Source organism: Corynebacterium massiliense DSM 45435, assembly GCF_028609805.1.
In the GTDB taxonomy this organism is placed as follows: Bacteria; Actinomycetota; Actinomycetes; order Mycobacteriales; family Mycobacteriaceae; genus Corynebacterium; species Corynebacterium massiliense.
The window spans coordinates 2,226,453-2,237,865 of sequence record NZ_CP063189.1 but is presented as its reverse complement, the minus strand read 5'-3'; the positions used below and the strand labels follow the sequence as shown (position 1 = coordinate 2,237,865).

Here is an 11,413-nt window from a genome sequence, read left to right as displayed (position 1 = left end):
CCGGGCCTTCTTGTGCTGTAGGGGTTGGGGACAACGTGCGGTGTGGAGGCTGCAGTGAATCACAAGATCTCACGGCTTCCTCCACAGAGTGGTTTTGTGGCGCTACCTTGTAGTCCACAGAGTTTTCCACAGGTGTGGGAAAACATGTTATCCACAGGCCTTCACTGCACTGTGGATAACCCCGGTTAACGAAATAAGTCCGTATGACCTGCGGGAATAACAGGAGTCTCTACGTCCGGTTGAGGGTTATCCACATCGGCGGTGCGGTTGTGGATAGCGCATTCTCTATTGATACCGCGATTCAGCCGGGGGTGTCTAACAGGACAACCGGCACGTTTTCTCTCCCGGCGGTCGCGGCCAACAGGGGGGGGCGGCAGCCGCGCAGCATGTGCGGCTAAATAGCGTGTCACCTGCGCGTAATTACCTGTGTGTTATTTCGGGGACACCCGTGTGTCGATTTGTTCCCCGCCCGGAAAATCGCGTACTCTAGCAGAGTCTGTCGCAACGAGACGTTGCGTAAAGTGCGCGCATTCCACACACGCGCCGGCTTTCTCGGAGAACGCTTTTTCGAGGTGTAGCGCTGGCGCCGCCGAGCGAATGTCCACCTTTGGTATCCATCCGCGGGCACGCACCAGCTGCGGCCCGGCAACATAATAAGGAGTTTTGAAGTGGCTAAGGGCAAGATGACGTTCCAGCCGAACAACCGCCGTCGCGCCAAGAAGCACGGCTTCCGTACCCGCATGCGCACCCGTGCCGGCCGCGCCATCGTCGCAGCACGCCGCAAGAAGGGTCGCGCAAAGCTGACCGCGTAAAGCCGAAAAGGTAGCGCACGACCGTGCTCCCTGCCCATCACAAGCTGACTTCCCCTGCGGAATTTCACCGCACCATCAAGAAGGGCAGCAAGGCAGGATCCCGCACGGTCGTCGTGCACGTGCTTGACCGCACTGCCACCTGTCCCGACGCACCAGTCGCAACGACTGGGCCGCGTTTCGGGCTGGTGGTGTCCAAAGCCGTCGGGAACGCAGTGGTTCGCCACCGCACCTCCCGGCGGCTTCGGCATGTCTGCATGTCCTTGATGGACTCGCCCGACGTTTTGCCGCGGGGTGCCGACGTGGTGGTCCGGGCGCTCCCGCGCAGCGGATCGGCGACGAGTGAGGAGCTGCGGGCGGACATCGTCAAGGCACTGCGCAAAGCCGCGCGCCGGAAGCGCAATGATTGACTACAACACGGCCGGCGAGCCCATTCCCGCAGCGCGCGGGCTCGCCCGGCCCCTGGTGGCGGCGGTTCGCTTTTACCAGCGCCACCTCTCACCCCTTAAGATGGGGTCGACCTGCCGGTTCGAACCGACCTGCAGCGCATACGCGCTCGAGGCCATCTCGACGCACGGTGCGGTAAAAGGTCTGGGATTAAGTGCCGTGCGCCTTTTCAAATGCGGCCCGTGGCACCCCGGCGGCTATGACCCGGTACGTACAACGACCTAGGAACAACACAACATGGGTTTTATTTACTGGCCGATTTCGGCCGTGATGTGGGCGTGGCACTGGCTGCTTAGCCTCGTCATGAACCCCGATTGGGGCATTACCTGGATCCTGTCCATCGTCCTGTTGACGTGGACGCTGAAGGCCGTGATGGTGAAGCCCACCATCAACCAGATGCGGTCCTCGCGCCGCATGCAGGAGGCCCAGCCGAAGCTGCAAGAGGTGCGCGCGAAGTACGCGAATGACCGCACCAAGCAGGCCGAGGAGATGCAGAAGGTCTATCAGGAGATGGACTTCAAGCCGGCGGCTGGCTGCTTGCCGATGTTGGCGCAGATCCCGATGTTCATTGGCCTGTTCCACGTCCTGCGCTCCTTCGACCGGACCGTGCAGGGCTCCGGCGGGTTCGGCAACACCGCGGGCGACCCGATGACCGTGGAGCAAAACCGCCAGACGGCGAACTACATCTTCTCGCCCGAGCACGTGCAGTCCTACGTGGACGCCCGGCTTTTCGATATCCCGCTCATCGCCAACCTGCGCATGAACTCGCAGATCCTCGACGCGATGCCGGACATCACCCGCGGCAAGGTGGCGATCCTCATCGTGCCGCTCATTGCGATCATTGCCGTGACCACCCACTTCAACGCGCGCATGTCCCTGGCCCGCCAGGAACGCCGGCGCGCTGAGGGCAAGGTCTCCCAGCCGCAGGGCCAGAACGCCGAGATGATGCAGTCCCAGATGAAGATCATGAACAAGGTCATGCTCTGGTTCGCGCCGGCCATGCTGGTGTTCTCCGGCTTCATCTGGCCTGTCGGCCTGCTGTTCTACATGCTGTCCAACACCGTCTGGACCTTCGTGCAGACCCGCTGGGTCCAGCGCAAGATGGACGAGGAAGAAGCAGAAGAAGAGGAGCGCAAGAAGGAAGCCAAGCGCACCTCGGCGCCGAAGCCGGGCGCGCGCAAGCGCGACAACCGCTCCAAGAAGCAGCGCAAGAAGGGCAACAACTAGATGACCTCGCTCGATCCCGCAGAAGTCTTTGGCGACCGCCTGCCTGTGGCGGAGCACTACCACACCTCTCTGGCCGAGGTCGCGTCCGCGCGCGGTTTCATCGGCCCGCGGGAGGTGCCGCGCCTGTGGGATAGGCACATCCTGAACTGTGCGGTCATCGAAAAGCTCATGCCCGAAGGCGCCACGCTTATCGATGTCGGCTCCGGCGCCGGCCTCCCCGGCGTGGCGCTCGCCATCGCCCGCCCAGACCTCACCGTGACCCTGCTGGAGCCGCTTTTGAAGCGCTCCACCTACTTGGGCGAGGTCGTCTCCGAGCTGGGGCTCGACAACGTCACCGTGGTCCGCGGGCGCGCCGAGGAGGGCCACATCAAGCGCCAGGTGGCCGGGGTAGACATCGTTACCTCTCGCGCCGTCGCCCCGCTGGGCAAGCTGGCGCAGTGGTCGCTGCCGCTGGTGAAAAAGGGCGGCGAAATGATCGCCATGAAGGGCGATTCCGTGGACGAGGAGCTCGCCCGCGACAGGGACATCATCGCCCGCGCGGGCGGTGGAAAGGCCGAGGTCACCGAGGTGAAAGGAACCACGGTTATTCGTGTCCCCCGCATAAACTAAAGTGGTGGCCATGACTCAACCACGGCTCATCACCATCGCGAACCAGAAGGGCGGCGTAGGAAAGACCACGAGTGCGGTCAACCTCGCCGCCGGTTTAGCGAATATGGGGAAAAAGGTCCTGCTCATCGACCTCGATCCGCAGGGCAACGCCTCCACCGCCGTGGGCGCCGAGCACAGCTCCGGCACCGTTTCCAGCTACGAAGTCCTTTTGGGAGACCGCACCGCCGAAGAGGCCATGCAGGATTCCTCCGAGCTGGAGAACCTTTACTGCATCCCGGCAACGATTGATCTTGCCGGCTCCGAGATCGAAATGGTCTCCCTCGTGCGCCGCGAGTTCCGGCTTTACGATGCATTGTTTAACGGCTTCTTGGAAGAGCAGGGCTTCGACTACGTCTTTATTGACTGCCCGCCCTCGCTGGGCCTGTTGACCATCAACGCGATGGCGTGCGCCGAGGAAGTCATTATCCCCATCCAGTGCGAGTACTACGCGCTGGAGGGCGTGGGCCAGCTGCTGGGCAACATCTCCATGATCCGCGAGCACCTCAACCACAACCTGCACATCTCGGGCGTGCTGCTCACCATGTACGACGCGCGCACCAAGCTGGCCGAGCAGGTGGCCGACGAGGTGCGCGAGCAGTTCGGCGCCGTGGTGTTGGGCAATGTCATCCCGCGCTCCATCCGCGTCTCAGAAGCGCCCGGGTATGGCAAGACCGTGATTGAGTACGACCCGAGCTCTTCCGGCGCCCGCGCGTACGTCGCCGCGGCCCGCGAGCTTGATGAGCGCGGCGACTACCCGCCGCACGAGACCACCGGCGCCATCGGCGTCAGCCCGGAAATCTACGCGCAACTGGAAGGACAGGACTAGATGGCGGACAAGAAGCAAGGCGGCTTAGGCAAAGGACTCGCGGCGCTCATCCCGTCTGGACCGGACGTCCCGCAGCGCAAGCCGCGCCTGGGCGATAGCGCCGCCGACGTCATCCTGGGCAACGCCACCTCCCGCCGGCCCGAGCCCAAGTCCGGCGAGGGTCAGGGCAAGGGCGCAGAGTCGGCCTCGGGCTCCCGCGAGCGTGGCGATGGCGGCGGCAAGAAGCTCAAGGGCGCGCCGACCATCAACGCGGGCACGTCGAAGAAGAAGCAGCCGAAGCCGGCGGCTATCGGCGCGACCTACCGCGAGGTGCCCATCGGCGAGATCTCGCCGAACCCGCAGCAGCCGCGCACCGTCTTCGACGAGGACGATCTGGCGGAGCTCATCCACTCCATCAAGGAGTTTGGGCTCCTGCAGCCGATCGTGGTGCGCCCGGAGGCCGGCGGCGGCTTCGAGCTCATCATGGGCGAGCGCCGCTGGCGCGCCGCCGCGAAGGCCGGGTTGGCCACCATTCCGGCCATCGTCCGCGACACTGCGGACGACACGATGCTGCGCGACGCGCTGTTGGAGAACATCCATCGCGTGCAGCTCAACCCGCTGGAAGAGGCGAACGCCTACCAGCAGTTGCTCGAGGAATTCGGCGTGACCCAGAACGAGCTCGCCGATCGCCTGGGCCGCTCGCGCCCCCAGGTGACCAACACGCTGCGCCTGTTGCGCCTGCCGGTGTCGGTGCAGCGCCGCGTAGCCGCCGGCGTGCTGTCCAACGGGCACGCCCGCGCTCTGCTCAGCTTGGACGGTGACGAGGAGGCGATGGATCACATCGCGCAGCGCGTCATCGCTGAGGGCTTGTCCGTGCGCGCTACCGAGGAAGCCGTGACGCTATACAAGCGCGAGGGCAAGAAGGATGCCGCCCCGCAGCGCCAGAAGGCTCCGCAGCCGCAGTACTTCACCGATACCGCGGAGAAACTCTCGGACCGTTTCGACACCAAGGTCACGGTCACGATGGGCAAAAAGAAGGGCAAGATGGTCGTCGAGTTCGGCGATCAGGACGACCTCGAGCGCATCATGGGCCTCATCGGCGGTGACGGCGAGCAGTAGTCCCACGAAAGAACGAAGGCTCCCAGGAAAGTGAATTCCTGGGAGCCTTTCGGTGTCTTAAGAGCCGCGCGCTACATTCCCTCTGCCGCGAGCAGCTCGGAGAACTTGTACGTTCCGGTCGGGGCGGTGTCCTCGTCCATGAGGTACAGGCGCTTGACGGCCACCACGATGGCTTCGGCGATGATGTCGCGCTTGTCCGGGTCGGTGAGCACGCTGACGTCATGGGCGTTGGTGAGGTAGCCCAACACCACCTGCGCGACCGGCATGCGGGTCAGGCGCAGGATGTGCCAGCTCCGCCCGTGGTTGCGGCAGTCCTGCAGGTCGGTACGGGCGACAATCTCGCGCTGGATGAACCCGGAGAGCGTCTCGCCGATGAGCGAGGAGTTGTTGTGCTCCGTGCCGAAGTAGAACGTGGCCACGCCGTTGGCTTTGTCGTTCTGGTACTCGTCGCAGGCCAATGAGATAACCAGGTCGGCGTCGAAGGCGTTGGCTAGGTCGGCGCGGTCCTGCGGCGACGGGTTGTCGCGGTTCGGCCGGGAGAAGATGGTCTCCATGCCGGCGGCGATCATGCGGCCCTCGAGGCGCTCGGCCAGATCCCACAGGATCTCGCCCTCGGTGATGTCGCCGTAGGGCCCGCGGACGGTGCGCCCCATGTCGTCGCCGCCGAGCGACGGGTCGATGACGATGCGCTTGCCGGAGAGCTTCGGCCCGGCGTTGCGCACGCGCTCGCGCTCGCGGATGTCGTGGGCGGAACCGCCGGTGATCCGGCGGCCCAGGAGGCTGAGCGCCCGGATGGTCTTCGGGCCGCAGGTGCCGTCTTCGGCGAGCCCGTAGTTGAACTGGTACTCGCGCAGCGACGTGTAAGTGCCCTGGCCGAAGTGACCGTCGATGCGGTGCGGGTAGAAGCCGAGCTCCTGCAGCTGGCGCTGGAGCTGCGCGACGTCGTCGCCTACCAGCTCGTTGTTCGGCTGGAACTGCAGCACGCGTGAGCCCAGCCGGTAGGAGGCGTGGCGGAGCTCGCGCAAGGTGGCATCGTCAATCGTGCCAGCGGGAATAACGCCGCGGGACTGCTGGAAGGCTTTGAGCGCGTTCGCCAGTTCGGGATCGAAGTAGCGGTCTTCTTCCGAGAATTTCTGTTCTTTCCACTCGGAGAGTTCACCGGTAAAGCCCGGCAACCGGCCGAGGCGCGCGAGCGCCGCGCGGGCTTCTGCCACGCGCGCGCTGCGATCGCCTACCCGTAGAACGCGTTCCACAGCTATCGCTTCCCTACTTATGTCTGTCTACCTACCACGCACTTTTTACAGGTGCTTGTTCACCAGCGCGATGATGTCGTCCTTGGAGCGCAGGCCGACGAACTCGTCGACCTTCTCACCATCTTTGAAGATCATGACCGCCGGAATGGACATGATCTGGAACATGGCGCCGAGGTTACGCTCCTCATCGACGTTGACCTTGGCCACCTTCACGGCATCGCCAAGCTCGGCGGCCACGTCATCGAGGATGGGGCCGAGCTTCTTGCACGGACCGCACCATTCTGCCCAGAAGTCGACGACCACGGGGGTCGATGCCTCGACGACCTCGGACTTGAACGTGTCAGCGGTGACTTTCACTGGAGTGCTCATGGTCAAAGATCCTAACTGCGAGCTGCCAAATAGTCTTGTGCGTCGAGGGCTGCGCGGCAGCCGGAGCCGGCCGCGGTGATCGCCTGCTGGTAGTGGCTGTCCACTAGGTCGCCGCACGCGAAGACGCCCTCTAGGTTAGTGCGGGTGGACGGCTCGTCGACCACGATGTAGCCCTTCTCGTCGGTCGTGACCTGGCCGTTCAAGAACCCGGAGCGCGGGTCGTGGCCGATGGCGACGAACATCGCGGTGACATCCAGCGTGGAGGTCTCGCCGGTCTGGGTGTCCTCCAGGACCAGGCCGGAGACCTTGCCGTCTTCCTCCTCGACGCGCTGGACCGTCTTGTTGAGCTGCCAGTTGATCTTCTCGTTCGACTGCGCGCGGTCCAGCATGATGGCGGAGGCGCGGAAGTTCTCGGAGCGGTGCACGATGGTGACCGACTCGGCGAACTTGGTGAGGAAGGTGGCATCCTCCATCGCGGAGTCGCCGCCGCCGATGACGGCGAGGTGCTGGTCTTTAAAGAAGAACCCGTCGCAGGTCGCGCACGTGGACACGCCGCGGCCGATGAGCTCCTGCTCGCCCGGGACGCCCAAGTGGCGCGGTGCCGCGCCGGTGGCCAGGATGACCGCGCGGGCCTCGTAGACGTCCTCGCCCACGTGAATCTTTTTCACGTCGCCGTCGAGCTCGACCGAGTCAACGACTTCCATGCGCAGGTCCGCGCCGAAGCGGCTGGCCTGCGAGCGCATTTCTTCCATGAGCTCCGGGCCCATGATGCCCTTCTGGAAACCGGGGTAGTTTTCCACCTCGGTGGTGTTCATTAGCTCGCCGCCGTATTCAAAACCCTCGAAGACGATGGGGTTCAGCTCCGCACGGGCGGCGTAGAGGGCGGCAGTATAACCGGCAGGTCCAGAACCAACGATGGCGACATCGTGGATGGTCAATTCAGTACTCCCTACTTAGCTATGCGCGTGTAACGCCATGATTCTACCCATCGAAGGGTCCACTTCCGTTAACGCAATCGCCGCGCCGCGTCTTCCCGCGCGAGTTGTTATCTCCCCGTAACCGCACTCGCTGGCTCCGCCTCCATGGCGCCGCCCATTTCCTCCCGCAGCGTCGCCCGCGCCCGCGCGCGCCGCGACTTAATCGTCCCCTCGGCCACCCCGGCGTGCCGCGCGACCTCCGCCACCGGGTAGCCCACAATATCCGTCATATAAATAGCGAACCGTTGGTCTTCCCGCAGCTTCAACATGGCGTTGGTCACCGCAATGCGCTTGTCGATGCCCCGGAAAGGATCACTCGCGCAGTAAACGTTGCGGTCGGCCTCCACGACCTCTGCGTCTAGCGATGCGTGCTCCCGGTTGGCGCGGTGGTTCAAAAAGTCGTACCCGGAGTTCATCACCAGCCGGTGCAACCACGTCGATAGCGCCGACTCCCGCCGGTAGCGGTGCAGGTTGCAGCTGGCGCGGAAGAACGCTTCCTGCACCACGTCTTGCGCATCGGTGTCGTTGTTGGTGTAGCGCCGCGCGACAAAGGTCAGCCGCGCGCGGTGGCGCTCCACGATGGTCGAAAACGCCTTTGCATCCCCCGCGATGAAGCGGTCGACCAGTTCGTTATCCGCCAGCTCCGCGCCATCAGGCGCACTGCTTCCAGCCATGCTGGTCCTTTCCCCCGAAAGTTACACATATAGTCTCCCCGCGATTACGATGCCTTAGACCCGTGCTCGCGCGGCCTCGCCACACCACTCCCCCAAGCGTGTGTGAGAGGCCTGCCCTATCTATAAGACCCCATGCGCGCCGGTTTCGCGACTTGAGGGTCGATCAACAGAAAGTTTCGTGTGCGAGATTTCCTGTCGTGTGTGGAATCTGAGTTGGAAAGGGGCTATCCGGGAGGTGCTGCGCGGGTGCGCAGCGAACTCAAGGAGTGGTTCCTATCCAGCGGATCTGATTGCGAGTCGCGTCCGCCTAATGGCGGTTAACTATTCGCATCCCGTACCCGCAGCGCACGCTTCGCGGTGTTCTGGCACTCGAGCAGCACGCGGCGCAGGGCGCCTGGCAACTCACCCTCGGGCTGCTCGCTCGCGAGTAGCCCCTCCGTGCGCGAGACGGCCTCCTCGGTTTCCGGATAGAGCCCGCGGATAAGCCGGTTGGCCATCTCGATGGGATGCTCGTCCCAGATCTTTGGCACGCGGTCGAAGAATTCGCCGGTGAATGTCTCGCGGACCTCCGCGGCACGCGGGGCGTTGAAGGCGGCGAGGAGAGAGTCCATCTCGGCGTTGGACCAGCGGCCTGGTTCCACAGCGAGGTCGAAAGCCGCGCGCTTAGCGGCCGGCGTGGGGAAGCTGTGGCGCGCGCCCAGCAGCTCCGCCTGGCCGGTCAGGGTGTCGTCGCGCGTGCCCTCCGCGGCGAGTTCCTCTTCCTCCACCGCGCCGTGAGCAGCGAGCCCCCGCAACACAGACCAGCGGATATCCGGGTCAAGGCGCAGGCCCTCTACCCCGCCGCCCAGGATCGCGCGCAGGTGCTCCGCACCCGCCGGTGCGGCCGCGAGCGCGCGGATGGCAGAGCGCGCCACGGTCAGCTGCGCGTCGCTGCCCGGCTCCTGGGCGTGCAGCAGATCCCACAAGCGCTCCGCCAGCCCCGCCAGCACCTCGTCCTGCGCGCCCTTGGGCAGGTAGTGCCGCGCGGCAAACACCGCGTTGCCCAGCGCCTGCGCCATCACCGTCGGGTTGGTTTCCCGCGGGCCATGGGTGAGCGCCGCCTCGACGTAGTCGCGCACGGGAAGCTCCCCGTCGCGGGTCATGTCCCACAGGGCGGTCCAGATGACGGCGCGCGAGAGCTCATTGCTCAGCTCGCTGAGCCGTTCCAGTACTGTGCGCAGGCTGGTGTCATCGAAACGCACCTTCGCGTAGGTGTGGTCGCCATCGTTCAGCAGCACCAACGCCGGCTGCGGCAGGCCCGCAGCCTCCGCGATCACCGTCTCCTCCCCCGGGCGCACGTCCACGTCGAAGGTGCGGGAGGGGGCCAGCTGGGCATCGTAAAGCGTGGCATCGATGCGGTGCGGGCGCTTGATGGACCCCGCGATGCGTAGGTTGTCGATGCGCCCGTCGGTCACCGCGATTTCCGGGCGCAGCGTGTCCGGCCCGGACGTCTTCAGCCACGCGTCGGACCAGGCATCGACGTCGCGGTCGGTGTGGTGGCGCAGGGCGTCGAGCAGATCGTCGAAGGTCGCGGTGGCGAACGCGTGCGCCTGGAAGTAGTCGCGCGCGCCGGCGTAGAAGTTGTCGCGGCCCACGAAGTGCACCAGCTGCTTGAGCACCGCCGCGCCCTTGGCGTAGGTGATGCCGTCGAAGTTTTGGCGGGCGGCGTCCACGTCGGGGATCTCTGCCTTGATGGGGTGCGTCGTAGGCAGCTGGTCCTGCAGGTAGGCCCAGTTTTTGCGCTGCGCGGCGAAGTTGGTCCACGCCTCCGTGTAGGCGGTGGCATGGGCGGAGGAATCCGCGCCCATGAACTCCGCGAAGGACTCCTTGAGCCACAGGTCGTCCCACCAGTGTGGGGTGACCAGGTCGCCGAACCACATGTGCGACATCTCGTGGAGGATGGTGTTCGTGCGCCCCGCGTGCTGCGCGCGAGTGGCCTGCGAGCGGAACAGGTAGTTCTCCGTGAAGGTCACCAGCCCAGGGTTTTCCATCGCGCCGAGGTTGTATTCCGGCACGAAGATGGAGTCGTACTTGCCCCACGGGTACGGGTAGCCGAAGTGCTCGTCGAAGTAGTCGAGGCCCTGCGCGGTGATCTCCAGGATCTCGTCGTCGAGGTAGTCCGCCATGGACGTTCGCGCCAGGGCGGTCAGCTCGATGGTGCGCTCCGGGTCGTTCGGGGCGTGCCAGGTGCGGTGCTTTGCGATGTACGGGCCCGCCGCCACCGCCGTCAGGTACGTCGGCAGCAGCGGGGTGGGTTGGAAGCGCACGGTCTGGGTATCGGCGGCGGAGTCGTGTGCGACGGCTGGCTGCTCCGCCGGCGGCTGGTTCGACAGCACCGTCCACTCCCCCGGTGCGGTGACGGTGAATTCGAAAGGCGCCTTCAGATCGGGCTGGTCGAAGCACGGGAAGATGCGGCGCGCGTCCGACGGCTCCAGGTGGGAATACAGGTAGGTGTTGCCGTCGGCGGTATCGGTAAAGCGGTGCAGGCCTTGGCCGGTGCGCGAGTAGAGAGAGCGGCCTTCGACGCTGACGGTGATGCGTGTGTCCGTGGGGAGGCCAGTCAGGTGCACGCGGGAGCCGTCGAAGTCCACGGGCTGTTCCTCGCCGTCGATGCTGACGGCGGTGACGTCTTCGCCCAAGTAGTCGAGGAAGGTCTCCGCCTCGCGGGTGGTGAGATCCACCTCGGTGCGTGCGATAAACGTCGCGGCGTCGCTCGGCGCGTGAGTGACGTCGAGGTGGACGCGGTACGCGTGCAGCGTGAGCGCGGCGGTGCGGGCGGTTGCTTCCTGGAAAGTCAGAGTGTCGGCCATGCCGAGAACCTTACTTGGCGCAGCCGGCGCCGGAGGCGAGATTCGTGAGCTTCTGCGCGCCCGGGGCGTCGGCCATAAACACCGGCCGGCGTTTCGAACCACCGTTGCGCCTCTTAGGAGAACTCCCCCGCGCGTTTTGTCGCATTTCCGGGGCAGATCCGCAAAAATCCGGGTGAAAATGGTGCATTTCTTGCGCGGGTGGCGGGGACGCGCTATCCCGCTGGAGTGGCTTGTTG

At 65.0% G+C, this 11,413-nt stretch carries 12 protein-coding genes; 7 read left to right on the top strand and 5 right to left on the bottom strand.

Going from position 1 to position 11,413, the window contains the following annotated elements; translation table 11 throughout:
• Positions 1-668 precede the first annotated feature (668 nt).
• From rpmH to CMASS_RS10255, 7 genes are read left to right on the top strand one after another with little or no spacing between them, the layout of a single operon-like run.
• Positions 669-812, top strand: a complete 144-nt coding sequence (gene rpmH, locus CMASS_RS10285) for a 50S ribosomal protein L34 (protein WP_022863364.1) — start codon at positions 669-671, stop codon at positions 810-812.
• Positions 813-835: 23 nt separating this feature from the next.
• Positions 836-1,219 carry a ribonuclease P protein component gene (gene rnpA / locus CMASS_RS10280; RefSeq protein ID WP_022863363.1) on the top strand — a complete coding sequence of 128 codons (384 nt, stop codon included), beginning with the start codon at positions 836-838 and terminating at the stop codon, positions 1,217-1,219.
• Complete coding sequence (gene yidD / locus CMASS_RS10275; RefSeq protein WP_084684433.1) at positions 1,212-1,481, top strand: membrane protein insertion efficiency factor YidD; 270 nt, start codon at positions 1,212-1,214, stop codon at positions 1,479-1,481. The genes rnpA and yidD overlap by 8 nt, the downstream gene beginning before the upstream one ends.
• A gap of 12 nt (positions 1,482-1,493) precedes the next feature.
• Positions 1,494-2,483 carry a membrane protein insertase YidC gene (gene yidC / locus CMASS_RS10270; RefSeq protein ID WP_022863362.1) on the top strand — a complete coding sequence of 330 codons (990 nt, stop codon included), beginning with the start codon at positions 1,494-1,496 and terminating at the stop codon, positions 2,481-2,483.
• The gene (gene rsmG / locus CMASS_RS10265; protein ID WP_022863361.1) at positions 2,484-3,092 is read left to right on the top strand and encodes a 16S rRNA (guanine(527)-N(7))-methyltransferase RsmG; all 609 of its coding nucleotides are present in this window, start codon (positions 2,484-2,486) and stop codon (positions 3,090-3,092) included.
• Positions 3,093-3,102: 10 nt separating this feature from the next.
• Entirely contained in the window at positions 3,103-3,957 is an 855-nt protein-coding gene (locus CMASS_RS10260) for a ParA family protein (protein ID WP_027018741.1), read from the top strand.
• Entirely contained in the window at positions 3,958-5,055 is a 1,098-nt protein-coding gene (locus CMASS_RS10255; protein WP_022863359.1) for a ParB/RepB/Spo0J family partition protein, read from the top strand. It begins immediately after the preceding gene.
• 71 nt (positions 5,056-5,126) lie between these two features.
• Here the strand turns inward: CMASS_RS10255 and CMASS_RS10250 are convergent, their stop codons facing one another.
• The 5 genes from CMASS_RS10250 to pepN all read right to left on the bottom strand — a co-directional run bounded on the left by CMASS_RS10250 (position 5,127) and on the right by pepN (position 11,177).
• Positions 5,127-6,308: an N-acetylmuramoyl-L-alanine amidase gene (locus CMASS_RS10250; RefSeq protein ID WP_027018740.1), complete on the bottom strand. Its 1,182-nt coding sequence runs from the start codon at positions 6,306-6,308 to the stop codon at positions 5,127-5,129.
• Positions 6,309-6,353: 45 nt separating this feature from the next.
• Positions 6,354-6,677: a thioredoxin gene (trxA, locus tag CMASS_RS10245; RefSeq protein ID WP_022863357.1), complete on the bottom strand. Its 324-nt coding sequence runs from the start codon at positions 6,675-6,677 to the stop codon at positions 6,354-6,356.
• A gap of 11 nt (positions 6,678-6,688) precedes the next feature.
• On the bottom strand, positions 6,689-7,615 hold the full coding sequence (gene trxB, locus CMASS_RS10240; protein WP_022863356.1) for a thioredoxin-disulfide reductase: 927 nt from the start codon (positions 7,613-7,615) through the stop codon (positions 6,689-6,691).
• Positions 7,616-7,722: 107 nt separating this feature from the next.
• A complete protein-coding gene (locus tag CMASS_RS10235; RefSeq protein ID WP_022863355.1) occupies positions 7,723-8,328 on the bottom strand; it encodes a sigma-70 family RNA polymerase sigma factor in 606 nt (201 codons plus the stop codon).
• 317 nt (positions 8,329-8,645) lie between these two features.
• Positions 8,646-11,177: an aminopeptidase N gene (gene pepN, locus CMASS_RS10230; RefSeq protein ID WP_022863354.1), complete on the bottom strand. Its 2,532-nt coding sequence runs from the start codon at positions 11,175-11,177 to the stop codon at positions 8,646-8,648.
• Between the last annotated feature and the right edge of the window lie 236 nt (positions 11,178-11,413).

Coding starts and splice junctions, on each gene's coding strand:
- CMASS_RS10235 (WP_022863355.1), bottom strand. CDS start 8,328: ATGGCTGGAAGCAGTGCGCCTGATGGCGCGGAGCTGGCGGATAACGAA.
- yidC (WP_022863362.1), top strand. CDS start 1,494: ATGGGTTTTATTTACTGGCCGATTTCGGCCGTGATGTGGGCGTGGCAC.
- CMASS_RS10260 (WP_027018741.1), top strand. CDS start 3,103: ATGACTCAACCACGGCTCATCACCATCGCGAACCAGAAGGGCGGCGTA.
- rsmG (WP_022863361.1), top strand. CDS start 2,484: ATGACCTCGCTCGATCCCGCAGAAGTCTTTGGCGACCGCCTGCCTGTG.
- pepN (WP_022863354.1), bottom strand. CDS start 11,177: ATGGCCGACACTCTGACTTTCCAGGAAGCAACCGCCCGCACCGCCGCG.
- trxA (WP_022863357.1), bottom strand. CDS start 6,677: ATGAGCACTCCAGTGAAAGTCACCGCTGACACGTTCAAGTCCGAGGTC.
- CMASS_RS10255 (WP_022863359.1), top strand. CDS start 3,958: ATGGCGGACAAGAAGCAAGGCGGCTTAGGCAAAGGACTCGCGGCGCTC.
- yidD (WP_084684433.1), top strand. CDS start 1,212: ATGATTGACTACAACACGGCCGGCGAGCCCATTCCCGCAGCGCGCGGG.